This window comes from Hyphomonas sp. GM-8P, from assembly GCF_003263315.1.
In the GTDB taxonomy this organism is placed as follows: domain Bacteria; phylum Pseudomonadota; class Alphaproteobacteria; order Caulobacterales; family Hyphomonadaceae; genus Hyphomonas.
The window spans coordinates 1-26,789 of sequence record NZ_AWFE01000067.1 but is presented as its reverse complement, the minus strand read 5'-3'; the positions used below and the strand labels follow the sequence as shown (position 1 = coordinate 26,789).

The 26,789-nt window shown below is 60.2% G+C and carries 26 protein-coding genes; 11 read left to right on the top strand and 15 right to left on the bottom strand.

Translation table 11 applies throughout. The features are described 5' to 3' along the window. Positions 1-32: 32 nt before the first annotated feature. The gene (locus tag HY26_RS08995) at positions 33-386 is read right to left on the bottom strand and encodes a hypothetical protein (RefSeq protein ID WP_112073446.1); all 354 of its coding nucleotides are present in this window, start codon (positions 384-386) and stop codon (positions 33-35) included. Positions 387-391: 5 nt separating this feature from the next. Continuing rightward, positions 392-1,888: a CoA-acylating methylmalonate-semialdehyde dehydrogenase gene (locus tag HY26_RS08990; RefSeq protein WP_112073445.1), complete on the bottom strand. Its 1,497-nt coding sequence runs from the start codon at positions 1,886-1,888 to the stop codon at positions 392-394. Positions 1,889-2,039: 151 nt separating this feature from the next. Here HY26_RS08990 and HY26_RS08985 point away from each other — a divergent pair, with 151 nt between their 5' ends. Further along, a complete protein-coding gene (locus HY26_RS08985; RefSeq protein WP_112073444.1) occupies positions 2,040-2,933 on the top strand; it encodes a LysR family transcriptional regulator in 894 nt (297 codons plus the stop codon). A gap of 87 nt (positions 2,934-3,020) precedes the next feature. Here the strand turns inward: HY26_RS08985 and HY26_RS08980 are convergent, their stop codons facing one another. After that, the gene (locus tag HY26_RS08980) at positions 3,021-5,105 is read right to left on the bottom strand and encodes a TonB-dependent receptor (protein WP_112073443.1); all 2,085 of its coding nucleotides are present in this window, start codon (positions 5,103-5,105) and stop codon (positions 3,021-3,023) included. A 205-nt stretch (positions 5,106-5,310) separates the two neighbouring features. Between HY26_RS08980 and HY26_RS08975 the strand changes: the two genes are divergently transcribed. The 4 genes from HY26_RS08975 (at position 5,311) to HY26_RS08960 (ending at position 8,959) form a co-directional block, all read left to right on the top strand. After that, positions 5,311-5,988 carry a Fe2+-dependent dioxygenase gene (locus HY26_RS08975; protein WP_034765529.1) on the top strand — a complete coding sequence of 226 codons (678 nt, stop codon included), beginning with the start codon at positions 5,311-5,313 and terminating at the stop codon, positions 5,986-5,988. Between the two features lie 349 nt (positions 5,989-6,337). Continuing rightward, complete coding sequence (locus HY26_RS08970; protein WP_233351585.1) at positions 6,338-7,174, top strand: alpha/beta fold hydrolase; 837 nt, start codon at positions 6,338-6,340, stop codon at positions 7,172-7,174. Between the two features lie 88 nt (positions 7,175-7,262). Continuing rightward, positions 7,263-8,003 carry an SDR family NAD(P)-dependent oxidoreductase gene (locus tag HY26_RS08965; protein ID WP_112073441.1) on the top strand — a complete coding sequence of 247 codons (741 nt, stop codon included), beginning with the start codon at positions 7,263-7,265 and terminating at the stop codon, positions 8,001-8,003. After that, positions 8,003-8,959 carry an alpha/beta hydrolase gene (locus tag HY26_RS08960; RefSeq protein ID WP_112073440.1) on the top strand — a complete coding sequence of 319 codons (957 nt, stop codon included), beginning with the start codon at positions 8,003-8,005 and terminating at the stop codon, positions 8,957-8,959. The genes HY26_RS08965 and HY26_RS08960 overlap by 1 nt, the downstream gene beginning before the upstream one ends. Here HY26_RS08960 and HY26_RS08955 read toward each other — a convergent pair. The 4 genes from HY26_RS08955 to HY26_RS08940 form a co-directional block, all read right to left on the bottom strand. After that, complete coding sequence (locus HY26_RS08955; RefSeq protein ID WP_112073439.1) at positions 8,956-9,498, bottom strand: GNAT family N-acetyltransferase; 543 nt, start codon at positions 9,496-9,498, stop codon at positions 8,956-8,958. The two genes, HY26_RS08960 and HY26_RS08955, sit on opposite strands and share 4 nt — an antisense overlap. A 115-nt stretch (positions 9,499-9,613) precedes the next feature. Next, on the bottom strand, positions 9,614-10,780 hold the full coding sequence (locus HY26_RS08950; protein WP_034765605.1) for a CaiB/BaiF CoA-transferase family protein: 1,167 nt from the start codon (positions 10,778-10,780) through the stop codon (positions 9,614-9,616). Between the two features lie 88 nt (positions 10,781-10,868). Next, positions 10,869-11,027 carry a helix-turn-helix domain-containing protein gene (locus HY26_RS19415; RefSeq protein WP_369802183.1) on the bottom strand — a complete coding sequence of 53 codons (159 nt, stop codon included), beginning with the start codon at positions 11,025-11,027 and terminating at the stop codon, positions 10,869-10,871. A 266-nt stretch (positions 11,028-11,293) separates the two neighbouring features. Then, positions 11,294-12,391 (bottom strand): hypothetical protein, encoded by a 1,098-nt coding sequence (locus HY26_RS08940; RefSeq protein ID WP_158531461.1) that lies wholly within the window; start codon positions 12,389-12,391, stop codon positions 11,294-11,296. A 201-nt stretch (positions 12,392-12,592) separates the two neighbouring features. On the opposite strand from HY26_RS08940, the gene HY26_RS08935 reads away from it, so the two are divergent. Beyond that, positions 12,593-12,898, top strand: coding sequence for a hypothetical protein (locus HY26_RS08935; protein ID WP_034765510.1), 306 nt, complete (start codon positions 12,593-12,595; stop codon positions 12,896-12,898). Between the two features lie 80 nt (positions 12,899-12,978). Here the strand turns inward: HY26_RS08935 and HY26_RS08930 are convergent, their stop codons facing one another. After that, positions 12,979-13,611 (bottom strand): peroxiredoxin, encoded by a 633-nt coding sequence (locus HY26_RS08930; protein ID WP_112073436.1) that lies wholly within the window; start codon positions 13,609-13,611, stop codon positions 12,979-12,981. 368 nt (positions 13,612-13,979) lie between these two features. Here HY26_RS08930 and HY26_RS08925 point away from each other — a divergent pair, with 368 nt between their 5' ends. Further along, complete coding sequence (locus HY26_RS08925; RefSeq protein ID WP_112073435.1) at positions 13,980-14,438, top strand: Rrf2 family transcriptional regulator; 459 nt, start codon at positions 13,980-13,982, stop codon at positions 14,436-14,438. Here HY26_RS08925 and HY26_RS08920 read toward each other — a convergent pair. The 4 genes from HY26_RS08920 to HY26_RS08905 are packed head-to-tail and all read right to left on the bottom strand — an operon-like array spanning position 14,435 to position 17,850. Beyond that, positions 14,435-14,938, bottom strand: a complete 504-nt coding sequence (locus tag HY26_RS08920; protein WP_112073434.1) for a hypothetical protein — start codon at positions 14,936-14,938, stop codon at positions 14,435-14,437. The genes HY26_RS08925 and HY26_RS08920 overlap by 4 nt on opposite strands. Before the next feature lie 2 nt (positions 14,939-14,940). Then, complete coding sequence (gene cydX, locus HY26_RS08915) at positions 14,941-15,060, bottom strand: cytochrome bd-I oxidase subunit CydX (protein WP_034765495.1); 120 nt, start codon at positions 15,058-15,060, stop codon at positions 14,941-14,943. A 30-nt stretch (positions 15,061-15,090) separates the two neighbouring features. Further along, a complete protein-coding gene (cydB, locus tag HY26_RS08910) occupies positions 15,091-16,233 on the bottom strand; it encodes a cytochrome d ubiquinol oxidase subunit II (protein WP_112073433.1) in 1,143 nt (380 codons plus the stop codon). A gap of 12 nt (positions 16,234-16,245) precedes the next feature. Next, the gene (locus HY26_RS08905; RefSeq protein WP_112073432.1) at positions 16,246-17,850 is read right to left on the bottom strand and encodes a cytochrome ubiquinol oxidase subunit I; all 1,605 of its coding nucleotides are present in this window, start codon (positions 17,848-17,850) and stop codon (positions 16,246-16,248) included. 129 nt (positions 17,851-17,979) lie between these two features. Here HY26_RS08905 and cydD point away from each other — a divergent pair, with 129 nt between their 5' ends. Then, positions 17,980-19,671: a thiol reductant ABC exporter subunit CydD gene (gene cydD, locus HY26_RS08900; protein WP_112073431.1), complete on the top strand. Its 1,692-nt coding sequence runs from the start codon at positions 17,980-17,982 to the stop codon at positions 19,669-19,671. Further along, positions 19,665-21,311, top strand: a complete 1,647-nt coding sequence (locus tag HY26_RS08895) for an amino acid ABC transporter ATP-binding/permease protein (protein ID WP_112073430.1) — start codon at positions 19,665-19,667, stop codon at positions 21,309-21,311. The genes cydD and HY26_RS08895 overlap by 7 nt, the downstream gene beginning before the upstream one ends. 5 nt (positions 21,312-21,316) lie before the next feature. On the opposite strand, the gene HY26_RS08890 is transcribed toward HY26_RS08895, so the two are convergent. From HY26_RS08890 to HY26_RS08880, 3 genes are all read right to left on the bottom strand, one after another. Next, positions 21,317-22,528, bottom strand: a complete 1,212-nt coding sequence (locus tag HY26_RS08890) for a DUF3422 domain-containing protein (RefSeq protein ID WP_112073429.1) — start codon at positions 22,526-22,528, stop codon at positions 21,317-21,319. Positions 22,529-22,657: 129 nt separating this feature from the next. After that, complete coding sequence (locus tag HY26_RS08885) at positions 22,658-23,779, bottom strand: PepSY domain-containing protein (protein ID WP_112073428.1); 1,122 nt, start codon at positions 23,777-23,779, stop codon at positions 22,658-22,660. Positions 23,780-23,964: 185 nt separating this feature from the next. Then, entirely contained in the window at positions 23,965-24,234 is a 270-nt protein-coding gene (locus tag HY26_RS08880) for a hypothetical protein (protein WP_146740201.1), read from the bottom strand. A gap of 571 nt (positions 24,235-24,805) precedes the next feature. Between HY26_RS08880 and HY26_RS08875 the strand changes: the two genes are divergently transcribed. Next, the gene (locus HY26_RS08875) at positions 24,806-26,065 is read left to right on the top strand and encodes a site-specific integrase (protein ID WP_112073427.1); all 1,260 of its coding nucleotides are present in this window, start codon (positions 24,806-24,808) and stop codon (positions 26,063-26,065) included. Positions 26,066-26,176: 111 nt separating this feature from the next. Beyond that, positions 26,177-26,656 carry a rhodanese-like domain-containing protein gene (locus HY26_RS08870; protein ID WP_112073426.1) on the top strand — a complete coding sequence of 160 codons (480 nt, stop codon included), beginning with the start codon at positions 26,177-26,179 and terminating at the stop codon, positions 26,654-26,656. Positions 26,657-26,789 lie beyond the last annotated feature (133 nt).

Sequence of the window (26,789 nt, the reverse complement as noted above, 5' to 3'; positions counted from 1 at the left end):
TTTGGTATCTCGGACTCGCTCCAAAGTGAGCATTATTCTTGAGGATACGGCTCGTAGGTCAAAACCTTATCTTCACAGGAGAAGTGGTACACCCGATCGCCGACCAACAAAGGCCCCCTCTGCAAAGAAAAGATCATTGCTGTCGCCTCACCATCCTGAAGAGAAACTGTGACATTGCGATTGAAATTGGCTCGATGTGGAAACTCGATTTTCAAAGACTCTATTTCGCTTTCAAGGACTCCAGACAAATCGGCCAGGCATTGGACATCCCAGTTCGAACTGGTCAGGGTTTCCGACTGTACGGTCCCGGCGCCCTCACCATACGCAGCGAAGAAGGGAACGGTCAGAAGCAGAACTGTCAGAGTTGCTGCAATCCTTAGAGCCAATTGCCTTACCCCATCGTCGGAATGATGAAGGCCTGATCGCCGATGTCGCCTTCCGGCCAGCGCTGGGTGATCGTCTTGATCTTCGTCCAGAACCGTACGCCTTCCGGGCCATGCTGGTTCGTATCGCCGAAGGCCGAGCGCTTCCAGCCCCCGAAGGTGTGATAGGAGACCGGCACCGGGATTGGCACGTTGACGCCGACCATGCCGACATTCACCTGTGCCGCAAACTCGCGCGCGGCGCGGCCGTTCGAGGTGAAGATCGCGCAGCCATTGCCGTACTGGTGATTGGAGGGAAGCGCCGCGGCCTCTTCCAGAGACTCCGCACGCACCACCTGCAGCACTGGCCCGAAGATCTCTTCCTTGTAGGACTGCATGTGCGGCTTCACATTGTCGAACAGGTTCGGCCCGATGAAGTATCCGCCCTCGGCGCCCTGCATGGTGAGGCCCCGGCCATCAAGCTTGAGGTCAGCGCCCTCGTCCACACCCATCTGGATGTAGCTTTCCACTTTGGCCTTGTGAGCGGCGGAAACGACCGGGCCGTAATGCGCCTCCGGATCGGTCGAGACGCCAACCTTAAGCCCGCGCGCCGCATCCAGCATGCGGTCGACGAACTCATCGCCCGTCTTCTTGCCGACGGTCACGGCGACGGGAAGCGCCATGCAGCGCTCGCCTGCCGAGCCGTAAGCCGCGCCGACGATGTCCTTCACGGCCTGCTCCATGTTCGCGTCCGGCATGATGATGCCGTGGTTCTTCGCCCCGCCCATGGCCTGCACGCGCTTGCCGTGCGCCGTGCCGGTTGCGTAGACATATTGTGCGATGTCGGACGATCCGACGAAGCTGACGGCCCTGATCTCCGGATGTTTCAGGATAGCGTCGACCGCCACCTTGTCACCGTTGACGACGTTCAGCACGCCTTCCGGTGCGCCGGCTTCCAGCAGCAGTTCAGCCAGGCGCATCGGCACGGACGGATCTTTCTCCGACGGCTTCAGGATAAATGTGTTGCCGCAGGCGATGGCCACGGCCGCCATCCAGCAGGGGATCATGGCGGGGAAGTTGAACGGCGTGATGCCCGCCACGACGCCCAGCGGCTGGCGCATGGAATAGACGTCGATGCCAGGGCCTGCGCCTTCGGTGTATTCGCCCTTCTGCAGGTGCGGAATGCCGCAGGCGAACTCCACCACGTCGATGCCGCGCTGCACGTCGCCCTTGGAGTCGGCAACCACCTTGCCATGCTCGGAAGACAGCAGCTCGGCGAGCTCGTTGATGTTCGCTTCCAGGAGGCGCTTGAATTCGAACATGACACGTGCACGGCGCTGCGGGTTCATGACAGACCAGGCCGGGAAGGCGTCTGCGGCATTCGCCACCGCCGCATCCAGTTCGCCTTCCGTCGCCAGCGCGACACGCGCCTGAACCTCGCCGGTGTTCGGATTGTAGATGTCGCCGAACCGGCCGGACGTGCCGATCACGCTCTTGCCGCCGATGAAATGATGCACTTCGCGCATGGTGGACTCCCTTGAGTAATGACGGGAATGGATCCCGTGGAATTTTCACGGGCATAGATCCCTGACTTTGACGGGACCGTATAGTGCGCTTAATTTCAGGTAAATGGACAATATCGCAGCTACCAGCTGCGTATTTGCAGGTGAAAAGACAATGAATTGGGACGATCTCCGGCTGCTCCTCGATGTGAGCCGTCATCCGCGCCTGGCCGATGTCGCCGCGCGCACCGGCCTCGATGCGACGACGATCAGCCGGCGCCTGCGCAGACTCGAAACGGACCTCGGCCTTGAACTCTTCGAGCGCACGTCGAAGGGCCATCTGCTCACCCCGGCCGGGCAAGCCGTCGCCGACAAGGCCGAAGGGCTGGAACACTCCGCCGCCGAGATCGCAGGCCTGTCAGAAACCGAGGGCCCGCTCGCTGCGGGCCGCGTGCGCCTCGGCGTCACCGAGGGCCTCGGCAGCCTGCTGATCGCCCCAGCCATGGCCCGCTTCGCCGCGCAGGCCCCGCATATCGGGCTCGACATCATCGCCGTCTCGGGTTTCGTCTCGGTGCCCAAGCGGGAAGCCGACATGTCGATCATGCTGACACGGCCCAAGACCGGGCGCCTCAAGGTGCGGAAACTGTCGGACTATGTGCTGCAGCTCTACGCCCATCCGGACTATCTGGCCCGCAACGGCCGTGTGCGCACGGTGGCCGACCTCGCCGAGCATGACCTGATCGGATACGTCGACGACCTGATCTATTCCTCGCAGCTGCGCTATCATGAAGACATCATGCCGGGCCTGACGCCCCGCTTCTGCAGCCCGTCTATCGTCGCGCAGTGGCAGATGGCGCGGGAAGGTGCGGGCATCGCCGTGCTGCCGCACTTCATCGCCGGGCACGACCCGCAGCTGACCTCCGTGCTGCCGGAGGCCGTGCGGATTGAGCGCGCCTTCTGGCTGGCCGTGCACGAAGATATCCACGCCACCAGCCGTGCGCGGGCGGTGAATGCTTTCCTTGATGAGCTCTTCGCCAGCTCGACTGACCGCCTCATCGGCTCCGCCTGAGCCCCCACCTCCTGTAGGGGGAGGAGACACCGCTGCGGGGGATCAGCGGCTGGAGGTGAGGGCCAGGCGGGTCTTCCGGGAGGAAGCCTAGAATGCCGCGCGAATGCCGACGCGAATGTTGCGGCCTGGCGCAGGCACGCGGTCCTTCAGAACGCTGGTCGCGTAGCGGATCTCTTCATCCGTCACATTGCGCGCATCGACGAACAGCGTCGTGCCGTCATGACCAAAGCCGAGCGCGGCGAGGTTCAAATCCGCCCGCAGGTCCAGCTGCGTGTAGCCATCGGTCGGCAGCTCGCCCGTCGCGACATCTGTCTGATCATCCGCCCACGTCACATGCGCCCCGGCTGACCAGAGGCCCCAGTCCGCCTTCGCACCGGTATTGATCGTCAGCGGCGGCATCAGCGGGACGTTGCCGCCCTTGTTCAGTTCGCCCGAGACAACATCGATGCCGCCGTCCAGCGTCCAGTCCGCCTTCAGCAGGCCCTGCGGGATATAGGCCTGTCCATAAATCTCGGCGCCGGTGAAGGTCGCGTCTTCCTGACTGAACAGGTAGACTGGCAGGCCGTCGACTTCTTCGAGCCCTTCATAGAGGCCGGGCGCCAGATAGATGAATCCGTCGAACGACGTACGGAACAGGTTCACACCGAAGCTCGCATTCGCACTTTCCCAGCGCGCCGTCGCCTCGATATTCAGGCCCTTCTCCTTGTCCAGATTGACGCTGCCGACTTCATACTGTGCGGTCGCGAGGTGGGCGCCGTCGGCATAAAGCTCGCTCTCGTTCGGGGCGCGTTCTGTGTGGGAGACCTGCAGGCCGACAAACCAGCCATTGTCCCAGTGCTGGTGCGCACCGATGGAGGCGCTGAACAGGTCGAAATCGGTATCACCCGCCGCATTGCCACGCTCGGCATTCTCGACCCGCGCGCCGCCTTCAAGGCCGAAGCCGTTTTCCCAATCGATCGTCTCGTACAGGAACACGCCGAGGCTGTTCGAATCCGTCTTCGTGATGAAGGCTTCATCGCCAAACGCGTCCAGTGTCTTGTCGGTATATTGCACACCGACGGCGCCTTTCAGCAGGCCGATCTCGTGACTGGCTTCGACGCGCGCTTCAGTGCCGTCGGTTTCATAGATCGTGCCCGGCTCGCCTGGCGCTTCGAACTCGGTGTGCTCGTAGTCGGCCTGCGAGACCGTCGTGGTGAGTTCCTTCAGGATGCCGGTATCGAACTTGATGCCGCCGCGGAAATCGTAGCGGGTCTGTTCCATGTCGATGAAGGGATTTTCCTCCGCGGCGACGCCGTCGCCTGCGTCACCGTCCTCATCGCCATGCTCATGGGCCGAGCCCGGCAGGCCGTACTGCGCCTGCTGCTGGCGCACGGCCACGCCCAGGAAAGCCTTCTCGCCGACCCACGATACACCGCCCGCCAATGACGTCGTCTGGGCGAAGGAGTTTTCCATCGTGCCGGAGGCGTGCTCCTCTTCCTCATGCGCCGGGCCTTCCTCGGCCTCTTCCATCGCATGCAGCTGCGCCGACTCGGCCATCCCCGGAATGTCATAATTTCCGAAGTCGCGGGCAGAGCCCGTCAGGGTAAAGACGAACGGTCCCTGCACCATCTGGCCGCGCCCGGCCACTTCCGTGCCTTCGTTGACGTCATTATAGGCGCCGAACATGTCGGCGGACTCCTTGCGTTCCGGCAGGACGTCCGGTAGCAGGCCGTCGATCACATTGACCACGCCGCCTATGGCCTGCCCGCCATAGGCCAGCGCCGCCGGGCCGCGCAGGATCTCGATTTTCTCCGCATCGATGCCGTCGGCCGCAGCCTGGTGGTCGGGCGAGGCGGCAGAGACGTCGATCACGCCGATCCCATTGGTCAGCACCTGCACACGTTCAGCCCCAAGCCCGCGCAGCACTGGCCGGCTCGCACCCTGTCCGAAGAAAGTGGTCGAGACACCCGGCTGGCGATCCAGCGTATCGCCCAGCGTCGGGCCCAGCGTCTCGATAATGCCTTCCCGGCCAATTGAGGTCGCATTGCCGATCAGCTCGCCCTCCAGCCTGTCGGGCCCCGGCGCCGTGACGATGACGGATTGCTGGCGCAGGTCTGTGTCTTCCGGGGCATCGGCATGGGCAAAACCGGCGAGGACCGCCGAAGAGGCAGCGAGAAGGAGGAGCTGTTTCATGAGGGAGGGAGGATCCACTTGCTGTATTGTTATACTATTGCATTATCGTATCGACAGCCAGCGTCAAGCTACCTTCCAGGGAAAGTCCCCGGGTTTCAGCAGCAGCGGATCTGGGCTAGGCGGGAGAGCCTCGATGGTCACCGTGGCAATCGACCAGATCATGCTGACACCTCGCTGACGCACTAACAAAGGCTCCGCAAATCCCATGATGATCACGCTCAGCAGCGTCCTCACCCCAGACCAGGTCCGACAGGTCACCAGCCTCGCCTCCGGCCTCAACTGGCGGGACGGTGCCACCACCGCCGGCGCCGTCGCCCGTCAGGTGAAGCGCAACGAGCAGGCCGAGCTGGCCGGCGCCACCGGCACGGCCGCGAAGAAAATCCTGACCGAAGCGATCGAGCGCCACCCCGTGCTGCGCGCCGCCGCCCAGCCGCGCCGTTTCTCCACGCTGATGATCAGCCGCGCCAGCAATGGCGGCGGCTATGGCCGCCATGTCGACAATGCCTTCATGGGCACGGGCGACCGGCGCCTGCGCACCGACCTCTCCTTCACGCTCTTCCTCAGTGACCCGTCCACCTATGAAGGCGGCGAGCTCGCCGTTGACACGCCGTCCGGCGAACATGTCGTGAAGCCGGAGGCGGGGGACCTTGTCCTCTATCCCTCCACCACGCTGCACGAGGTACGGCCCGTCACCTCCGGCGAACGCATCGTCTGCGTCGGCTGGATCGAAAGCGCCGTGCGCGATGCCGCCGCGCGCGAAATCCTTTTCGACCTCGAAAACCTGCGCGCCACGCTCGTGCAGCAGCATGATGCGCAATCGCCCGAAATGCTGACCCTGGCGAAAGCGATCTCGAACCTGCTCCGCCTATGGGGCGACGCCTGAGTCTGGTCGTCTATCGTCCGGTATAGCCAAGATTAGTCACACCTGATCATGGCGTAGACGGATATTGGTCTGGAGTAATCCTTCCTGATTGCATTACGCCCGATGACCAGCGGCCATCTGGGCGCCCGTCCCTCATGACGCTGCCATTGCGCCTGCCGCATCGCGCCAGCCCGCCCTCTGACTCTCCTTCTGCCGGAAACCCGGTGCGCAATCTGCACCCGAAAATCTGACCTTCCACCAACCGCCTTCACGAGCGCCGCACCTGCTGGGCGCAACGGCATGTCTGGACAAGTCCGCCGCAGCGCCCGACATTCGCGCCATGATTACAGGACCGACTTCACATTCGTTCATGTCGCAGCGCCTGCGGCTTCATTATGTCGACTGGGGCAATGAAGGCGCCCCGACGCTGATCCTGCTGCATGGCGGGCGCGACCATTGCCGTAACTGGGACTGGGTGGCCCAGGAACTGCGCGACGACTGGCACATCATTGCGCCAGACCTGCGCGGCCATGGCGACAGCGCCTGGTCGTCGGACGGGGAGTACAGCCCCCGCGCCAATGTCTATGACCTCGCCCAGCTGATCCACCAACTGAATGTCGGCCCGGTCCACATCGTCGCCCACTCCTATGGCGGCAACATCTCGCTGCGCTATGCCGGGATCTATCCGGACATGGTGAAGAAGCTGGTCGCCATCGAGGGGCTCGGCCCGTCGCCGCGGATGTTGTCTGAGCGCTCAACCGTTCCGCCGGACAAGCGCATGCGGGACTGGATCGAAAACAAGCGCGCCGCTGCCGGCCGCACACCGCGCAAGTACGCCACGCTGGAAGACGCCTACAAGCGCATGATCGAGGAGAACTCCTACCTGTCCGCCGAGCAGGCACGCCACCTGACCATTCACGGCATCAGCCAGAATGAGGACGGCACCTATTCTTGGAAGTTCGACAATTACTTCCGCGTGATGACGCCGCACGACATGCCGCAGGACGAGCTGGAACAGCTGTGGGCCAATATTAGCTGCCCGACCCTGCTGCTTTATGGCGAGAAAAGCTGGGCCTCGAACCCGCAGGAAGACGGACGGCTGAAGCATTTCCGCAATGCGCAGGTGAAGCTCTACAAGGATGCCGGCCACTGGCTGCACCATGACAAGCTCGATGAGTTCGTCGCCGATCTGAAAGCCTTCCTCTAGGGCTTTCCCTTGTGGCCTGACCATGGGTCACGACTGGTGCATGCGCCCGTCCCGGCTAGACTGGCGCGAAATGTATCAGGAGGAACACATGGCAGATCCGCTTTTCAGTCTTGAAGGCAAAGTCGCCCTCGTCACCGGCGGCAGCCGCGGCCTCGGCTATCAGATGGTCAAGGCTTTTGCCGAACGCGGCGCCGATGTGATCATCGCCAGCCGCAAGGTCGAGGCTTGTGAAGAGGTCGCCAAAGAAGTCCGCGTCATGGGCCGCAAGGCCCTCGCCATCGGCGCCCATTGCGGCAAGTGGGACGACATCGACCAGCTGATCGAGGCCGCCTATGCCGAATTCGGCCGCGTCGACATCCTCGTCAACAATGCCGGCATGGGCCCGATGGTGCCCAGCCACGAAGTGCCGGAAAACCTGTTCGACAGCGTCGTGAACCTCAATTTCAAAGGCCCTTACCGCCTCGCCGCCATCATCGGTGACCGCATGAAGAAGGCAGGCGGCGGCTCCATCATCAACATCTCCTCCATCGCCTCGCTGGTGCCGATGCCTCGCGTCGTTTCCTATGCCGGCGCCAAAGCCGCGCTGAATGCCATGACCACCAGCTTCGCCCGGGAATATGGCCCCGAAGTCCGCGTGAACTGCATCGCAGCAGGGCCCTTCCTGACAGACATCTCCAAGGCCTGGACGGAAGAGGCGCGCGAGACTTCAGATAACGCCCTCGGCCGCCCAGGCCGGCCGGAAGAGATTGTCACCGCTGCGCTCTATCTCGCCTCCGATCATTCCAGCTTCACGACCGGCTCCATCATCCGGGTTGACGGAGGCGCGTAATGTCATCCGAGCATCTGCTGGAACCGGACCTGAAGGATTTCTTCCTGTCCATGCCGCCCTTGACGCTGTCGCGGGAGGCCATGCCCGCCATCCGCGAAGCGCGCGAGAAGATGGCGATGGAGCAGATGCCCCCGCTGCCGCCGGAAGTTTCCATCGTGCAGGAACTGGCGCCCGGCCGCGATGGCGCGCCGGATGTGCGGATGAAGATCTACCGCACGCCGTCCGACCGCAAAGACCGGCCTGCCATCCTGCACCTGCATGGTGGCGGCTACGTGCTGGGCAGCCCGGAAAGCAATGCGCCGCAGCACTGCGCCTGGGCAAAGGGCATGGATGCGGTCGTCGTCGCACCGGCCTATCGCCTCGCGCCCGAGACGGCCTATCCCGGCAATGTCGAAGATGCCTATGCGGCGCTGGCCTGGCTCCACAGGAATGCCGATCAGCTGGGTGTCGACACATCGAAGATCGCCGTAGCTGGGGAAAGTGCAGGCGGCGGGCTCGCTGCGGCGCTCGCACTGCTCGTCCGTGACCGGAAGGAGTACAGCTTCTGCTTCCAGTACCTGATCTTCCCGATGCTGGACGATCGCACCACGATCCGCGCCGACCTCTCGCATATGTTTGGGGAATATGTCTGGGACCGGGAGAAGAACCATTTCGGCTGGGCCGCCCTGCTGGGTCAGGCGCCGGGCGGACATGACGTCTCGCCCTATGCCGCCGCAGCGCGGGCGGATGACCTGTCCGGCCTGCCGCCGACCTTCATCTCGACCGGCGCGCTGGACCTCTTCACGGAAGAAGACCTCGAATATGCCCGCCGCCTGATGGCGGCCGGGGTGCCGGTGGAGCTGCATGTCTATCCCGGCGCGCCGCACGGCTTCATGTGGGTGCCGAAAGCGCGGGTGACGAAGCAATACGCCCGCGACGCCTGGGACGCGTTAGCGAGGGGGATCGGGGCCGCCTAGACGCCGGTGGCCCGAGCCTCGTCCGCAGTGATGCAAAAGACAAGGCTCGGCGGCGCGTCCGGCCAATCCTTCACCGTCTCGGTCTGACGCATGTTCAGCTGTTCCAGCGCCTCAATGATCTTCTGGTTATCCGGGCGGACAATGGCGTGAACCGCACCCGCGTCCAGCAAATCGAACGCCTCGTGGAAACTTGCCCGGCCAAGTTCCTGCCCATATCCCTTGCCCCAGGCCTCACGGGCCAGGCGGAAACGGAGATTGAACCGCTCCCTACCGTTGATTTGCCGGTAAGCCAGCCCGCCGAAGCCGATCACATGGTCCCGGTTCTCCACTGTTGAGACCGCCCAGTGACCGAACCCATATTTCCACCAATGGTCTTTGATGGTCTGGAGCATGCGCCGGCTGTCACTCTTGTCGACCAGCGGGCCAGACGGCGCATAGGCAGAGACCTCCGGGTCGCTGAAAATCGCGAAATGGCGCTTCAGATCATCCATTGTCGGTTCTCTGAGCGCCAGAGAGCCAAAGGTCGTTAGTTCACTCATGAACGCGGTTCCACATTTCCCGCCGGGATTTGTGGCTACAGTCCTGATGCCCGCAAAGCGCGGTGTCAATTTCAACTGAAAGGAAAACTGTGAATCGTTCTCAACGGGAGAAACGTCAGTCCTTCTTCAGGCCCAGCTCAGAAAGCACATCCTCGGTATGCTCTCCGATGGCCGGAGCCGGCGTGATCTCCCTCTGCGGCTGGCCGACGAACTGGACCGGCGGCTGCGTTTCCCAATAACCACCTTCCGTCGGGTGTTCGCGGCGCTGGAAGAAGTTCACAGCCTTCAGATGCGGATCGTCCTGAAGGTCCGGAAAATCATTCGCCCGTGCTGCCGGAATGTCGGCTTCGGCCAGCAGTTTCAGCCAGTGCTCTGTCGTGTGATTGACGAAATAGTGCTGCACGCGCTCCATCATGTAATCCATGTTGAAGAAACGGCCGCGCCGGTCAGCGATGCGCTGGTCCTCCAGCTCCTCCGGCGCACCCATCACCTCAAACAGCTTCACCCACCGCTGATCCACATAAGGCGCGATCACGATATAGCCGTTCGCCGTCTGGAGCGGCTGGCGGCACGGATCGACCTGACGCTGGTAGCAGAACGGACCCACTGCCGGATCGAACGCCGCCTCGTAGAAATGCTCCTCGAGCAGGAAATGCGTGATGCATTCGAACATCGGCACCTCCACATGGACGGCCTCACCGGTCCGATCGCGCTGGCGGAGCGCTGCCAACGTCGCATAGACCGCATGGAGGCCAGAGACCTTGTCGGCAAAAGCCGTCGGGATGAATCGTGGGCGCGGATTGCCATCCACTTTCGGCAACAGACTGGTCGCAGCGGAGAGGCCCTGGATCAGGTCGTCATAGGCCGGCCGGCCTGCATAGGGACCTTCCGATCCGAAGCCGAGGCAATGGACATAGACAATGTCCGGCTTGATCGCCTTCACTTCCTCGAAAGTCAGCCCCAGCCGCGCCACGGCATCCGGGCGGATATTGTGGATGAACACATCGCTGCGCTCGATCAGCCGGCGGATCGCTTCCTGGCCTTCGTCGGATTTCATGTCCCAGACGACCGATCGCTTGCCGCGATTGATCGTCATGTGGCAGGGACCCATATGTCGGTTATTGGCAGACTTGCCCACATTGCGAAAATCGTCGCCGCTGGCTGGCTCAACCTTCACCACATCTGCGCCCATATCGGCCAAGGTCTGGGTGCAATACGGCCCGAAGATCACCGTGGTCATGTCGGCAATTCGGATATCGGACAGCACGCTTGTTCCCGGCATGGGCATCTCCTCGTTTTTCATCTTCAATGGGACAGGCCGGAAGGCCTTGGCAAGGCCTGCCGTGCGGGGATTTCCTAAGGGAAACAGGTCAGGTGAGCAGGCCGACCGGCACGTCCAGAGCGTCCGACAAACGTTTGGCCGTTTTCAGCCCATACGGCATGCCACGCTCAATAGCGGAGATATGATTGGCGCGTATCCCGCTGCGCTCGCCCAGTTCCTTCTGGGTCAGCAACCGATACTGGCGCACGGCGCGAACCGGATTTTCGCCCTGATCGATCAGCTCCAGCACATCGGCGGGTAGATTCGCCGGGTCTGTTGCGCTGACTTCGCGGGCGAGGCGATCCAGAGACTTTTCGAGCGACGCCACTTTCGCCTCAAGGTCCAACACCTTGATCTCAAGAGAATAAACGAACTGAGGATCGCCAGACATATCGGAACGCCCCGTACCTTCGGGCCTTCCATATGTCTGTTCGTCAACGGTTTCTTGTCTGAGCCGTCAAACTTATGTGACAGTCAGGATGCCTGCATCAGATCAGCCGCGCCATGTGCACCAGCTGCTGCAGCCCGGAGATTCCCTGCCATCCAGTCAAGCGAGGTGTTCACACGCTCCACTGCATTGCGCTCTGCACTCAGCACGCTCTGCTCACCGCGCGGAAGATAGAAATAGGGGTTTGCCTCCCACAGGATGACACTGCCATCCGGACGGATGCTGTAGTCGACTGCCGCAAAGTCCAGCCCGAGCGCCTGCACGGCCTGAACAAGCGTTCTGGCATGGAGCGGATCGGTGTCAAAATAGGCCTTGTCTTCCCGGATCAGATCCTCGAGCAGCTTGCGATTGTAGCCCAAGCGATGCCCCAGGCGCCGGCGCGGGCGAGCCTCCCGCTTCAGCAGGCAATTCGACAGGCCGACCACAGTACCGGAAGCGAAGAACAGGTGACTCGGCATGACCGCATCACCGAACACGAAGGCGCGGGCCTTGTGGTGGTAACGAGAAAACAGGCTGGAGGGGTTTGCCTTGGCGGCACGGTATTCCGACCGGATATCGAACAGCTGGATGACCGCGACGGGGAACACGCATTCACGCGCCGCGCGTTCCACATCCGCCTCAGTTCGGACAATCCGGACATCCCGTTGGGCATGTTCGACATCGGATCGAAGAATACAGTTGCCGCCCAGTTCCTTGCAAACCTGCGCCAGGCTGGAGGGCCTGTTGACGATGCGGGCGCGCGCCGACGGCACGCGTTCCTGGTTCCAGATCGCGGACTGGCGTGTCTTCGCCGTATTGCTCAGCGCTTCGGGACCGTTGAGGACACGGATATTGGCGGCGCGCGCAGCATTGGCGATGTCGACCGCCTCGGCAAAGCAATCGGGATATTTCTCTTTCAAAGGATCGCCGAGCCAGAACATGACGAGGCCAACGCCCGATAGATCTGGCGGGTGTGAGCCAGTTTCATGACAGCGAATGCGCGCCGCAAGGTCAGGATCGGTTTGCCGGACGCGATCCATGAACACGCCGCCTGTTGGCACATCGCGGCCGCGCCCCGGTCCATGAACAACTATGAGAATGTCGCCCTGCGTGCCCATCGTCCTGCTTGCGCCTTCCTGTGCCAATACGTTCCGGAACCCTGCTCCGGAGGCCTTTTGCCAGGACCATTCGCAACTTTCTTGCCAGTTGAGTGGCGACGACCGAATGGCGTGAACAGGCGTATTTATTGGGAATTACGGGATCATACCTGGTCCCGCCGGCAAGACTTAACCGACCTTAACCGAATCGCCGGCATGCTTTCGTCATCCCGGAATGAGGAGGCTGATATGTCCATCAAATGGGTTCGGCGGCGCGCACATGTCCGGCGTCTGGCATCGGGGGACTGTGTCCAGGTTGCGCCCAGTTGGGTGCCCGTGGAGGACAAGGGCGGCGATGCGAAGGGCGCATCTTTCCACTCGGCCTGCCCGGTTTGCGATGCCCCGATTCTCAGTCTGCGCATGCCAAATGGCGGCTGGGTCCATTTCGAACGGGGCATTGGCCTGTCCCGCCTGAAACACCCTTGCTTCTATATCGGCGAAGATATCGCGAATGTCCGCGACGAGGCGACCGGCGACCTGTTCGGCGACGCCTGAAAAGGAAATCGCGCAGGTGACGGGCACCTGCGCGATCCTGGCCGCCCTAAAGGGAGGAGGTCAGAAGGGCAGCGGTCTCATCAGGCCTTCACGTCCGTGAGGCGCAGATAGGGACGAAGGGTTTCCCAGCCCTGCGGGAACAGGGACTTGGCTTCCTCATCGCCGATAGACGGCGGAATGATCACCTTCTTGCCCGGGACCCAGTCTGCCGGCGTCGCGATCTTGTTCGCGTCGCTGGTCTGGAGGGCGTCGATCACGCGCAGGATCTCGTCAAAGTTCCGGCCAACAGCCATGGGGTAGGTCATCGTCAGGCGGATCTTCTTTTCAGGGTCGATAATGAAGACCGACCGTACGGCCTGGGTGTCACTCTGATCGGGATGGATCATGTCGTAGGCCTGTGCGATCTTGAGATCCTTGTCGGCCACAATCGGGAATTCCAGATTGGTGTTCTGGGTATCGTTGACGTCCTCGATCCATTTGATGTGCTCTTCCACCGTATCGGTCGACAAGCCGAGGGGCTTCACATTGCGGGCGGCGAATTTATCCGCCAGCTGAGCGGTGCGCCCCATTTCCGTGGTGCAGACCGGCGTGAAGTCAGCTGGATGGGAAAAGAAAAAGACCCAGCTGTCGCCTGCCCAGTCATGGAAAGAGATCTCTCCTTTCTGGGAGGCAACGGTAAAGTCCGGGGCGATATCTCCGATACGCAATGACATGGCAGTATTCCTTTCGTGAAGTTGGCGATCTTTTTCCGGCTTCGGCCAGGCTGTTTACCGGGCCGCTTCCTAGAACTTATGTGTTATATTATGTAACACTTTTCAAACTCATTCTGCCGATGCCTGCCATAGGTAGAATTTATGGAAAAACGCGTGGCGCGGACGACACTTAGAACCGGATTATTGTTCTGTTTTTTATAACTAATATTTGCAAGAACCGGCATTCAGAATAGCCAGAAGATACTGATCCACGTAGAGTTACGGATTGACAATGCTCTCTGTGCCCCCAGAATAGTGTCAATAACTTTCACACTTTTATGTGTCATAAACAGGCTGGGTGGCGGACCAACCGGGAGGAAACAGGACACGTGCGACTAACAGCCTATACAAACTATGCGCTCCGGACGCTGATGTATTGCGCATTGCACCCGAACCAGCTGGTGCGTATTCAGGATGTTGCCGATGCGCATGGCATCTCCAAGGCACACCTTCTCAAGGCAGCGCGTCAACTGGGCCAGCTCGGTTATCTGGAAAATGTCCGCGGCCGCGCTGGTGGCGTGCGCCTTGGACGTCCGCCGGAACGCATTATCATCGGGGAAGTCGTGCGTCATACGGAAGGCGATCTCGAAATCGTCGAATGCTTCAACCCGACAACCAATACCTGCCCGCTGATCGGTGTTTGCAAGTTCAGCACATTGTTCCGCGCAGGCCTGCGCGCCTTCTTTGCCGAACTCGACAAGGTGACTTTGGCCGACATCGTCGCCAACGGCCCGGTATTGCTTGAACGGCTGGAATCCAACCGGGAAGCTCTCGCGACAGGCTGCTAATCCGCCGCTTCATCCTTCACTTCGACGACCTTGTAGCTGCCATGGCAGGCGGCGCATTTTCCCATGATGCCACTGACGGCCAGCTGGATCTCACCCATCTCCGCCGTCATGGCCATGCCTGAAATATCACTGAAATCCTGACGCATGGATTGGCCGATAGCCCGGAAGCCGTCCGGGGCTTTCGCCTGCACGGCCTGCCCTTGACCATTGCCGCGGCGGAGGCCGTCCGTCACATCGCGGATGGTTTGCCGGTCTTCTTCGGCAATGGCCGTTTCGATGGCCTCCAGCCCCTGAAGGAAGCCCAGCATCTCGGCGCTGACATGGGAACGGTCGTCCGCTGTAAAGTAAAGCGCCAGGCGGCCATCGGCCGTGCGTTCCGGCCGCGCCGTTTCGGCCGCCAGTTCGCTGAGGTCCTCTTGCGTCGAGACAAATCGCATCAGGCCAATGCCCATGATCAGGCCGAAAAAGATCCAGCCAAAGGCCGCCCAGGCTATCTTCATGATCAGTCGATCTCCAGATCGTTTTCACCGGCTTCGCCCATGGACACTTCATTCCACATCGCGTTGAGGATGCCGAAGGTCAGCGCAAGGCCGAGGCCAAGAATCCAGCTGAAATACCACATATCGTTTTCCTTCCGCTTGATAAGCGCGAACTAGTAAGTGCCGGGGGCGTTAGCCTCCTCCGTGGTCAGACGACCAAAGAGGACTTTGAACACCCAGGCCGTATAGGCCAGAACGATCGGAACGAAGATCACCGTCACGATCAGCATGATGAACAGGGTGAGATGGCTGGAAGAGCTGTCCCACACAGTCAGGCTGGCGTTGGGGTTGATCGAGCTTGGCAGGATGAATGGGAACATCGAGGTGCCAACCGACGCCACGATGCCGGTCGCCGCCAATCCTGAACCGATCAGGGACAGCGACGTCTTGTTCCGGAGGCCAACAAAGGCCAGGGCCGAACCGATGAAGCCAAGCGCTGGCGCAAGGATCATCCACGGATACTTTCCGTAATTGGTCAGCCATGCACCTGCTTCCACCACCACGTCCTTGCGCAGCGGATTGGCGACACCGTTCGGATCCATGTCCGTCACGATACGATAGCCCATGCCGGTCACAGCGAGCCAGATGCCAGCAGCGGCATAGAACACGATGACCAGAAGCGCCGCGATCTGTCCGAACTTGGCCGCCCGGTTCATGACGTGACCGTGCTCAATCTTCACGACCAGCCACGATGCGCCATGGACCACCAGCATGGCGACGGACGCCAGGCCACACAGCAGGGCGAACGGGTTCAACAGGCCAAGCAGACCGCCGGTGTAAGTTGCCCGCAGCGTGCGGTCGATATCGAACGGAACACCCTGCAGCACATTGCCGAGCGCGACACCAAAGATCAGGGCAGGCACAAAGCCGCCGACAAATAGCGCCCAGTCCCAGGATGTGCGCCATGTCGCGCTCTCCCGCTTGGACCGGTACTTGAATCCTACGGGCCTCAGGATCAGCGCGGCCAGCACCACGAACATGGCGAGATAGAAGCCTGAGAAACTGATCGCGTAGACGTAAGGCCATGCGGCAAACAATGCGCCGCCACCCGTGATCAGCCACACCTGGTGGCCTTCCCACATCGGCCCGATGGAGTTGATGACGAGACGGCGTTCCTTGTCGTTCTTTGCCACGAAGGGCAACAGCGAGGCGACGCCGAGGTCATAGCCGTCTGTCAGGGCGTAGCCGATTAGCAGCACACCGACGAGGCCCCACCAGAGGACTTTCAGCGTTGCATAGTCGAGAGGAAGCTCCATTGTCCTGTCCTCCTATTTGTCAAACTGGATGGTGCGCGGACGGGCCGGCACGGCGTCACTGTGGGTGTCGGGACCTCCGCCGCCTACACCCTGAGGCAGGATGCGTGCACCGGGGCCGAGCTTCACGGCGCGGATCATCAGGGTGATCTCGATCACGGCCAGCGTGCCGTAGAGGAGCGTGAAGCCGACCATTGTCATGATCACCTGCGTTGCCGACAGGCTGGAGACGCCCATGAAGGTGGGCAGCACACCGTCAATCACCCAGGGCTGGCGTCCGGTTTCAGCGAGAACCCAGCCAAGCTCCGCCGCAATCCACGGCAACGGGATGGAGTACAATGCCAGATACAGGAACCAGCGCGGAACTTTTCGCTTCAGGCTGACGAAATAGAAAGCCACGGCGAACACCGCGATGAACAGGAATCCGATCCCAGCCATGAGGCGGAACGAGAAGAATGACAAGGCCACGTTCGGAACCGTGTCCATTGCGGCCTTCTCGATCGTCGCACGGTCGGCGGTTGCCGGGTCATCGACATACCGTTTCAGGAGCATGGCGTAACCAAGATCCGTCTTGGTCTGTTCGAAGATCTCGCGCGCCTTGACGTCGTTCGGGTTGTCGTTCAGCGATTCCACTGCTGTGTAGGCGCGGATCCCGTTTTCGATCCGGTCTTCCGCCACTGCGACGAGCGGCAGGATACCTTCCACTTCGCCATCCAGCGAGCGCGTCGCGATCAGGCCCAGCACATAAGGGATGTGAATGGCATATTCGGTTTTGTGCTCTGCCTGGTTGGGAATACCGATCAGTGTCAGCCCGGCCGGAGCCGGTTCCGTTTCCCACATGGCTTCCAACGCGGCGAGCTTCATCTTCTGGTTATCTGTCAGGGCATAACCGCTCTCGTCGCCAAGGACGACAACCGACAGGGCCGACAGAAGACCGAAGCTGGCCGCAACGGCCATCGAGCGCTTGGCGAGGCCGAGGTGCCGGTTCTTCAGAACATACCAGGAAGAAATGCCGAGCACGAACACGGAGGCCGTCACATAGCCCGCGCTGACCGTGTGCACGAACTTCGCCTGCGCGACCGGATTGAACAGAACTTCCATGAAGTTGGTGACTTCCATCCGCATCGTGTCCGGATTGAATTCAGACCCGACCGGGTTCTGCATCCAGCCATTGGCGATCAGGATCCATAGCGCCGACAGGTTGGAGCCAAGCGCGACAAGGAAGGTGACCAGCCAGTGCGCCGGGCGGGACAGCTTGTCCCAGCCGAAGAACATCAGGCCGACCAGCGTCGCTTCCAGGAAGAAGGCCATCAGGCCCTCAATCGCCAGCGGAGCGCCGAAGATGTCGCCAACATAATGCGAATAATAGGACCAGTTCATCCCGAACTGGAATTCCATCGTGATACCGGTCGCAACGCCGAGCACGAAGTTGATGCCGAACAGCGTGCCCCAGAATTTGGTGGTGCGTCGCCACACCTCCTTGCCGGTCATCACATAAGCGCCTTCCATGACCACCAGCAGCATGGAAAGCCCAAGCGTCAGCGGCACGAAAAGGAAATGGTACATGGCTGTCAGCGCAAATTGCCAGCGCGACAGGTCAGCAACTAATAATTCAGGCATGGTCGTCTCCCGACCGCAAATCGGCGGTCTCTGGTCTACATGACGGCACAAATATGCCTGCCTTATTTAACAAACGATAGCGCAAAAAGTCGCATGCAATATAACACTTATAAGTCCTAATGACCCAATATGCCGGAAACCACTGAAATATCTGGGAAAAAGCGGACGCGGATTGCCCTGCAATCATGGGTAGGCAGATCGCAGCCGGCGGTCAGGCTTGGGCTTTCCTGTCAGCTGTTGGCGATGGCCGGCTGGATCGCAATCGCCTGGGGCATCGGACACAGCGTCGCTGCCATCACTGCAGGTCAGCCGGCTGGGCCCGGCCTGCCGATCGCAGCCGCAGGCGTCCTGTTCCGCGGTGTTTCAGGTTGGCTGGGCGACCTGCTGCTCGCCCGCGCCGGCCAGACTATGGTCACTTCCGCCCGCGCAGACATCTTCAAAACCCTGTCGGACGCCGGGGCCGGCTGGCTCGGCGGTGCTGACGCTGGCACACGCACGGCGCAGATCATTGATCGCACCGCAAAACTCGAAGGTTACGCCTCGCGCTGGCTTCCCGGAATGCGCCTCGCCGTTGCCGGGCCGGTAATCATTCTGATCGCTGTAGCGACGCAGACATGGCTGTCCGCCGTTCTTCTGCTGGTATCCGTCATGGTGTTGCCCATCTTCATCTGGCTGACCGCCAGCGAAACGGCGGCCCGGGCCAAGGCGCAACAGGCCGCGCTGGACCAGCTTTCCGGGGCATTCCAGTCCCGGGCCGCTCAATCCGGCCTGATACGGGCTTTCCGTGGCATCCGACGTGAGTCTGCCAAGCTCGAAGAAGCCTCCCTCCAGCTGCGCGACCGGACGATGTCCATCCTGCGCGTGGCGTTCCTGTCCACTGCCGTGCTGGAATTCTTTGCATCCGTCTCCATTGCGCTGGTCGCCGTCTATATCGGATTCAAGCTGTTGGGCGTTTTCCCCTTCGGCACGGGCGAAACTCTGACGCTTGCGGAGGGACTGACAGCGCTGATCCTCGCGCCGGAATTCTTCAGCCCTATCCGCAAACTCTCCAGCCTGCACCATGATCGCGCAGATGCGACCGCGGCTGCAGAGATGCTCTCGGAATGGCTGGCACACCGCGAACACCACCCGGTGAATAAACTGGCGCCGCTCCCCAAGGCCCCAGTCATCGTGTTCGATGAGGTCGCTCTTGGCTGGGGTGATGACCGCCTGGCTATCTCTGATCTCTCATTCGAAGCGCAACCAGGCATGGTGACCACACTCGCCGGTCCATCCGGATCTGGAAAATCCACGGCCCTGCTCGCCTTGATCGGCCGTGTCCGATTGGCCAGCGGACAGATCCGTGTCGGCCCGCATTCACTCGCACCCGGAGACAGTCTCGCAGATTCCATCGCCTATATCGGTCAGACGCCCTGGCTGATGGAAGGCTCGATCCGGGAAAACATTGCCATCGCCCGGCCGGACGCCAACCCTGTTGAGATCGAGGAAGCGGCGGCGCAGGCGGGCATTCTGGACTTCGCTTACGACAGCCGTGGCGGACTGGAGCAGACGCTCGCCCGATTTGGCGCGGGGCTGTCCGGCGGCCAGCGCCAGCGGATTGCCCTTGCCCGGTCTCTTTTGAGAAAAGCGCCGATCATCCTGTTGGATGAGCCGACAGCCCATCTGGATCCGGATGCAGAAAGGAAATTTCTTTCCAAGCTCGAAGACCTGGCAAAAGGCCGGACGCTTTTGGTGGCGACTCACTCCGACGCCCTTATCGCCGCTTCCGATGCGGTTATACGACTGCAGCCGCAACAAATGCCGGAGGAAGCCGGATGCTGAACCTCTGGCGCCTTCTCGGCCGGCCCGCGAAAATCCGTTTTGGCCTGACCCTGCTCCTCTCTGCCCTTGCCGGTGCATCGAGCATCGCCTTGCTTGGCCTGTCAGGCTGGTTCCTGACCGCTGCTGCGATCGCAGGCTCTGCCGGCGCGGGATATATCTTCAACCACCTCTATCCGAGCGCTGGCGTACGGGCAGCGGCATTCTTGCATGTCCTGACGCGCTATGGCGAACAACTTGTCGGCCACGACGCGACATTGAGCCTGTCGGCTCGCTTGCGCCCCCAGCTCTTTGCGGCGAGCGCAGCCACCCAGCGGGGTTTCACCTCCATGCCAGCCCGTGAGCTCAGCACACTGATCGATGATGTCGAGGCAGCAGAGGCTGGATTCCTGCGCGTCTTCAGCCCGGCTGCGGCTGTCATCGCCGGCATTGCAGTCGCGCTTGGATTTGTCTTCGCAAATGACTGGGTCAGCGGGTTCCTCGCGCTTGGCGCCTTCCTGTGTACGGGCTGGATTTGCCCTGCCATGGCCGTCCGCCGGTCCCACCAGGCCGCCGAAGCTCATGCCCGACAGGCAGAACTGGCGCGGGAGCAAACGGCCCGTCTCGTTGAGAACGCCATTGAACTCGACATTCTTGGCGCCATCGGCCGTGAGACGGAAGCGGCGCAGACCGCACTGGAACAGCAGGTTGCCACCCGAGATGCCATCGAGGCACCCTACCGCAATCTCGGCACCTTCACAGCGACCGTCGGCCTTGCGCTGGCACTGCTCGTCCTATGGCGTGCCGCCGGAGCGCAGTCAGGTATCGCGATAGCAACCGGCGCAGCCCTCGCCCTCATGGCGGCGTTCGAGTCGACGGGCGCGATGCTGAAGATTTTCGATGCCCGTGCCCGCTCCGGCGTCGCGGCAAACCGCCTGGCCGCGCGCCTTCAGACAAGTGAAGCGAGTTGGGATCCTCCACTCGAAGCCGCACCTGTGCTGGACACGCTCTTCCCTCTCAAAGCGACCGGTCTCATGGCTCAGGCCGCGACCAATGCGCCAGTGATCGGCCCGCTGAGTTTTACTTTGAAACCGGGAACGCTGTTGCAGCTGATTGGTCCATCGGGCAGCGGCAAGACGACGGTCGCCGAAACACTCATGCGCCTTCATCCGGTGTCGCCCGGCATGCTGCGGTATGGCGATGTTCCCGCAGAGACTGCGCGTATCGCAAGCGTCCTGACCCATATCGCGATCAGTCCGCAAATGCCGGCTTTCCTGCCAGGCACACTCGGCGATCAGATGCGCCTTGCAGCGCCGGCAGCCTCGGATGACGACATCTGGAACGCGCTCCGCATCGCCTGTGCCGAGGCATTTGTGACGGCCCGGCCGGAAGGCCTGAACACCAGTTTCGGTGAAGACAATTTGCCCTTTTCCGGCGGCGAGTTGCGCCGCATCGGTCTCGCCCGCGCCCTGCTGGCAAAACCTGAAATCCTGATCCTGGATGAGCCTTTCGCAGGGCTGGAGGCTGAACTCGCCCAGCGCCTTGCTGCAAACCTCGATGACTGGGCAACACAGGCACCCCGCGCCCTCATCGCACTGACCCACAAACCTTTGGATGCGCCGTTTGAACACCTCGTCTCGGAACGGGTCTTCATCCAGTCTTGAGGCGCTCAGACTTCGTCGATCCGCGTTTTCGCCCGGCGCACGTTCAACCAGACCAAAGCGATCACGGCAGGCACGCTGACCGCCTGGAGAACAGGAACACTCACCACCGTGTGCGGCAGCGATTTGATCAGCACACCAATCAGGCCGACGACATAGTAGGAAATCGCCGCGACAGAGAGCCCCTCGACAGCCTGGCCGAGATGCACCTGCTGGCGCGCACGCTTTTCCATCGAGACCAGCAAGGCCTGATTGTGTTCCTGCGAAGCCTGCTCCAACCGGGTCCGTGCCAACGCCATCGCTTCCGACAAGGTGACTGAAACATCTGCGATCCGACGGTCAAAGGCAGAAACGGTCTTGATTGCGGGCGCCAGGCGATGATCGACGAAGCCTTTCAGGGTCTGGCGCTGACCGATCGGTGCTTCGGCCAGGCTCTCCAATCGATCCGATACAATATCATAGTAGGCTTTCGACGCGGCCATGCGGTAACGGAGGTCGTCCCGCAAAGCACCAACTTCAGCAAGAAGCGCTGAAATCTCCCGGATCGTGTCTCCCAGAGTTTCGCCTTCGGACGCGCTCAAGGCGCGCATGGCACGCCCGGTCCGCGCTTCCAGGGACTGAAGCGCCGGCGTCGCTTGCCGAACCACCGGCAGGCCAAGAAGTGATGCCATCCGATAGGTTTCAAGATCGACCAGCCGCTTGACCAGCCTCCCCCGCGCAAAAGCGTCCTCGAATGCTCCAGACAATATATAAACGACCATCTGGTCTGCTCCGACCTGGAAGTCGGTCGCAACCTCCACCCCGGAAAACCGGGCAGCTCCGCCAAATATACGACCTGGTCCGAAGACGTCTGCCATACCACTCCATCCGGCGGGCCGGATCAGGATCCGCGCTCCGGCCAACTGGCGCCCCGGACAGAGCGCGATGATGCTCAAGCTCTCAGTGTCAGGCGGTCCTTCGCCCAGCCATGTGACAGAGACAAATTCTGTATGCCGCTCAATTCGCAATTGCCCGGCGGCAAGCTCCAGCACTTTGTGTCTGCAAGCCGGATCATACGGCGCTTGCCAGACTGCCGGATCTTCCGGCAAATCGTACAACACCCAGTTCCATACTTCAGCGGTCTCTGGCTCGATGGCCAGCGGCGGGCGCGCATGCGCCTCGGCCTGAATGCCGGCACGTTCCGGGTATTGTTCAAAGACCGGTCGGTTCGCTGTGCTCATCGAACACCTCCCCGGCCAGCCAAAGCAGGACACGCACCATGACGCCGACTGGCCGTCAGCTCATTTTACGTTTTTGTAAAATGAATTCTGAACGGCCGCCATGCGACGGATTGCGCAGAGCCCGGAAAATCAGGCTTTCGATGAATTTCGTATTCGGATCAAGCGCCGGATGGCCAAAGAGATTCCCGTGTAAACGAGGACAATCGCGGCAATGGAAGCAAGCCCTGCCAGCGTCTGCCCGATGAGGCCATAGATCTCTCCGGTATGCACAAAACGTAGATAACGGCGGGCTTTCGACGCCGGGCTGGAAATATCACCAACTGGCGCCCCGATAAAACCGGAACCATCACGCGCGACACTCACGCTGCGCTGTTTCGACGCCTGGGTGCCATTGCCCCAATCGACCGCGAGCTCGAGCGTTGTCGCATTCGGCTCGGGAAGCGTAATGGAAACACGGCGCCAATTGCTGAATGGCTCAGTAGCCTGTGCGACCAGTTGATCAAGAGGCTGGACCTCCCCGGTCAGCACTGGTGGCGCTGCCGCAGCAGGCTGTCGCCCCGCACGTTGACCGCCTGGCGTTTCGCCGAATGCCGCATAGACCAGCTTGTTTGCCCAGCTGTAGGAGAAGACAGCGCCCGACACGATGATCAGGAAAAGTGGTACGAAGCTCCACGCCGCGAGTACATGGTGCCAGTTGTAGTGACGCGCCTTCGCATTTGTCAGGCCGCGCCGGAAAAAGAGCTGCATCTTCACCAGCGGCCACTTCCATTTGCGCGGCCACCAGAGCACAACGCCGGAAATCAGGAGCGCCCCAAAAATCAGGTTTGCTGCACCATTCACCGCGGCGCCCAATTCATTGCGCCCGCCTGTGAAAGCCAGCCAGCGATGAATGCGCATGACACGGCCGAAGAAGGCTTCAGTCTCTTCGCCCGCCCCATCGAGCACTTCGCCTGTATACGGATCAAGCAGGACCGAGTCCCGCCGCCCCTTGGACAGAGTCACAACATCCGAGGCACCCCTTTGAATTATCAAGGTATTTCCGGGTGCCCCACCCAGCGCCGCGGCCGCTTGTGAGAGCGCTTCAATACTCAACGGCTCAGCGCCGGCCGGCGCCTCAACAGCCGCGTTCTGCGCGGCGGCAACCATCTGGCGCTCATAGGTGAGCAGCACACCTGTTACAGACATCAGCAGGATCAGCGCTCCTGCCGCGAGCCCCATGACGAAGTGCGCCCAAAAGAAAATACGCCGCATACCAGAAGCCCCTTCATGAGTCCGTCTGCCAGATCTAACGACCCGGTAACATAAATCTGTCGCTGCTCACTGCATTGCCTCCGGCGCCTGCACCAGATGACAAAAGACCCCGGCGTGAGGCTCATGGGGACATTCCACTCAGACGCCGGAGTTGCCCCGCGGCCTACATCGGCAAGCTCAGCGGCCTAGTGCCGGTTTCTGGACGCGCAATCCACCTTCACGCTCACATCCTGGTCGCCGGAAATCTCGAGCATGGCCAGGAGCAATGGAAGCGCCATATAGGCTGGGTATTTTTCGGAAAGGCACATGCACCAGCCGGAGTCAGAGCCTGCTTGATGATCATCGGCCAGCTGCACGCCGATTTCCTTGCACTCCGACCAGAAGCTTCGCAGCGCATCCCACCACCCCTTGGGTACGGGAATGTTCCCTCGCAGGACCGACTGCGCCTTTGACACAGGCACATCCTCATTCAATCGTGAGCTGATAATGTATACAAGATCCTCGGGCTGAATTCCGAGAAATTGCGCGCAAACCACAAAACCATAAGATGTATTCATGGATGTCCCCACAGCCATAATTAGAAACTTATTCGTGGGGATTGGAGTTTTCAACTATTGCGAAGCAATGTCTTGAAAATTCCAGGTCTCTGCATCCTTGTTGGTCATGTTCTGGAGCCGCACCGGCTCGCAAACCAAGCACAAATGGCCAAAGCCAAATTGAATACGGACCTTTTCCGCATAAGAAAAGCCCCCGAAATCCGCAAGGAAATCAGGGGCTTATTGGGTGCGGGAGTAGGATTTGAACCTACGACCTTCAGGTTATGAGTCGCCCCCGGGCTAATTCCCATATCATCTCGATATATAATTGAAAATCTCGATTTGTCCGTAACGTATTGATATTATTGCATTAATAAGGAAATTCGATTTCTTGGAATTTCCCGGCTCAACCCGCTCGTTCTCGATTATCTGCTACCATGGAGCGACCCTAAATTGTATCATCTGGCCAACGAGAATTGTGAGGTGGCAGATGAAAATCACGCAGAAATTTGTAAACTCTCTGAGCGCATCTGACGTTGGAGAGACCTATTGGGATCCAGACCTCAAAGGGTTTGGCCTGCGGGTGAACCGCAACCTCACGATGTCATACATCGTTCATTTCCGGGTGGAAGGAAAGCAGAGAAAGAAGGTGCTCGGACGCACGAGCTCTGTAAAAGCCGACGAAGCAAGAAGACGGGCTCAAGTTTTGATTGGAGCAGCTTCAGGCGGGGAAGACATAATCGGCGACTTAGCAGAGGACGCGAAAGCTCCAACGATTTCTGATCTCGCGGAACGGTTTAAAGCAAACTACATCCCGTATCATTTGAAGCCTTCGACTCAAAGCGAGTACACGCGCAACATCGAGCTTTATATTGTTCCATTGCTGGGTGAGAAGAAGGTTTTGGAGATAAGCCGCAGCGATGCAGCACAACTCCATCAAAGCCTCTCCGATAGACCTTACCAAGCAAATCGCGTGTTAGGCACATTCTCAAAGATGATTTCTCAAGCAGAAGTTTGGGATTTACGCGGCGAGAAAGCTAACCCGTGCATGCGTGTAAAAAGGTTCAAAGAAGAGAAAAGAGAGCGCTTCCTCTCGAAAGAAGAACTTGTACGTTTGTTTCGAGCATTGGATCTCGAAGAAACACTCTCGCCCATGTCGGCGGCGGCTTTCAGACTCCTCATATTTACAGGATGCCGTCTTGGTGAGATCCAGTATCTTCGATGGAGAGAAGTCGACTTTGAGCGTGGCGAATTACGTCTAGAAGATTCAAAAACTGGTAAAAAGACAATCTATCTGACCCCAGAAACAACAGCGATCCTAAAATCGATTCCGCAAGCAGCTGACAATCCATTTGTCATTCGGGGGATTGTGCCTGGTCAGCATCTCACGGATTTTCAAAAACCATGGCGTCGGATCAGAATATCCGCCAAGATCCCAGACGTAAGAATCCATGACTTGCGGCATACGTTTGCGTCGATCGCCGCTTCCCAGAATCTGGGACTACCGATCATCGGAAAACTATTAGGCCATACGCAAGCTCAAACCACCGCGCGCTATGCGCACCTTGGAGCCGCGCCAGTAAGAAATGCCAATGCCGGAATCACCAGAGAATTGGGGAAACTGATGAACTATTCACCGGAAGTCGTGAGCGGGCAGGAGAAAACAGCAACCGATGCGCGCCCGCAACATCTCCCCATAAAGCCAATGTCTATGAGTGGGTATAAAGTTTCTATTCAATATGGCTCATGACGCTGGCTTGCTTCCGAAGACCCGGCCCTTAGTTTCACTTGGGAACAGCTCTGATATGGAGTTAAGCTGCGAGCCAGTTTATCTGGAGCAGAGCATTTAGAGGTTTGGAAAATGATCAGATCATTTGTGATAGCTGTATCAGGATGTTTCATCGCGCTCACCGCGTCAGCAGAAGAATTGATGACACTCGAAGAGGTCGCGGCTGCTGCTAAGGACGGCATCGAATTCGTAGATAATTCCTACATTTTGGAGCGCCAATCCAGCAACGCAGACCTTATGCTCGTGGACGTTCGATCTAACGGTGATTTCGAAGTCGGTCATATCCCTGGCGCCATCTCTATGCCGCGCGGCACCGCAGAGTTTGAGTTCGCAAAAAATGTTCGAGACGCAAATGCCGAAATAATACTCTATTGCCGGACCGGTAGCCGGGCCTCACTCGTCAAAAAAGCCTTATCTGCGCAAGGTTATACAAATGTATCTGCGCACAGTGGGTTCGAAACCTGGATAGAAGGCGGACATCCCGTCGAGAACAAGTTTGGCTCGTTTCGACAAGACGCGTTGGAACAAGAAGACGACACGGGTTCGAAGTAAATTCTGCTCTACCAATCTTCTAAATGAATCGGGCGATTGCCTCTTCATCACGTATGAGCAGGCGGCCTCGCAATAGCTTGACCCACCCGAGCTTTTCCCATTTGACCCAGCCCCGTGATCCGGGCCGTTCATT

What these genes read in the sequence shown, in the direction of transcription:
- HY26_RS08970 (WP_233351585.1), top strand. Translation starts at nt 6,338, where the DNA reads ATGTCGCAGCGCCTGCGGCTTCATTATGTCGACTGGGGCAATGAAGGC.
- HY26_RS08980 (WP_112073443.1), bottom strand. Translation starts at nt 5,105, where the DNA reads ATGAAACAGCTCCTCCTTCTCGCTGCCTCTTCGGCGGTCCTCGCCGGT.
- HY26_RS08930 (WP_112073436.1), bottom strand. Translation starts at nt 13,611, where the DNA reads ATGTCATTGCGTATCGGAGATATCGCCCCGGACTTTACCGTTGCCTCC.
- HY26_RS08875 (WP_112073427.1), top strand. Translation starts at nt 24,806, where the DNA reads ATGAAAATCACGCAGAAATTTGTAAACTCTCTGAGCGCATCTGACGTT.
- cydD (WP_112073431.1), top strand. Translation starts at nt 17,980, where the DNA reads ATGCCGGAAACCACTGAAATATCTGGGAAAAAGCGGACGCGGATTGCC.
- cydB (WP_112073433.1), bottom strand. Translation starts at nt 16,233, where the DNA reads ATGGAGCTTCCTCTCGACTATGCAACGCTGAAAGTCCTCTGGTGGGGC.
- HY26_RS08955 (WP_112073439.1), bottom strand. Translation starts at nt 9,498, where the DNA reads ATGAGTGAACTAACGACCTTTGGCTCTCTGGCGCTCAGAGAACCGACA.
- HY26_RS08920 (WP_112073434.1), bottom strand. Translation starts at nt 14,938, where the DNA reads ATGAAGATAGCCTGGGCGGCCTTTGGCTGGATCTTTTTCGGCCTGATC.
- HY26_RS08960 (WP_112073440.1), top strand. Translation starts at nt 8,003, where the DNA reads ATGTCATCCGAGCATCTGCTGGAACCGGACCTGAAGGATTTCTTCCTG.
- HY26_RS08975 (WP_034765529.1), top strand. Translation starts at nt 5,311, where the DNA reads ATGATGATCACGCTCAGCAGCGTCCTCACCCCAGACCAGGTCCGACAG.
- HY26_RS08870 (WP_112073426.1), top strand. Translation starts at nt 26,177, where the DNA reads ATGATCAGATCATTTGTGATAGCTGTATCAGGATGTTTCATCGCGCTC.
- HY26_RS08950 (WP_034765605.1), bottom strand. Translation starts at nt 10,780, where the DNA reads ATGCCGGGAACAAGCGTGCTGTCCGATATCCGAATTGCCGACATGACC.
- HY26_RS08885 (WP_112073428.1), bottom strand. Translation starts at nt 23,779, where the DNA reads ATGCGGCGTATTTTCTTTTGGGCGCACTTCGTCATGGGGCTCGCGGCA.
- HY26_RS08895 (WP_112073430.1), top strand. Translation starts at nt 19,665, where the DNA reads ATGCTGAACCTCTGGCGCCTTCTCGGCCGGCCCGCGAAAATCCGTTTT.
- HY26_RS08905 (WP_112073432.1), bottom strand. Translation starts at nt 17,850, where the DNA reads ATGCCTGAATTATTAGTTGCTGACCTGTCGCGCTGGCAATTTGCGCTG.
- HY26_RS08965 (WP_112073441.1), top strand. Translation starts at nt 7,263, where the DNA reads ATGGCAGATCCGCTTTTCAGTCTTGAAGGCAAAGTCGCCCTCGTCACC.
- HY26_RS08890 (WP_112073429.1), bottom strand. Translation starts at nt 22,528, where the DNA reads ATGAGCACAGCGAACCGACCGGTCTTTGAACAATACCCGGAACGTGCC.
- HY26_RS08990 (WP_112073445.1), bottom strand. Translation starts at nt 1,888, where the DNA reads ATGCGCGAAGTGCATCATTTCATCGGCGGCAAGAGCGTGATCGGCACG.
- cydX (WP_034765495.1), bottom strand. Translation starts at nt 15,060, where the DNA reads ATGTGGTATTTCAGCTGGATTCTTGGCCTCGGCCTTGCGCTGACCTTC.
- HY26_RS08935 (WP_034765510.1), top strand. Translation starts at nt 12,593, where the DNA reads ATGTCCATCAAATGGGTTCGGCGGCGCGCACATGTCCGGCGTCTGGCA.
- HY26_RS08985 (WP_112073444.1), top strand. Translation starts at nt 2,040, where the DNA reads ATGAATTGGGACGATCTCCGGCTGCTCCTCGATGTGAGCCGTCATCCG.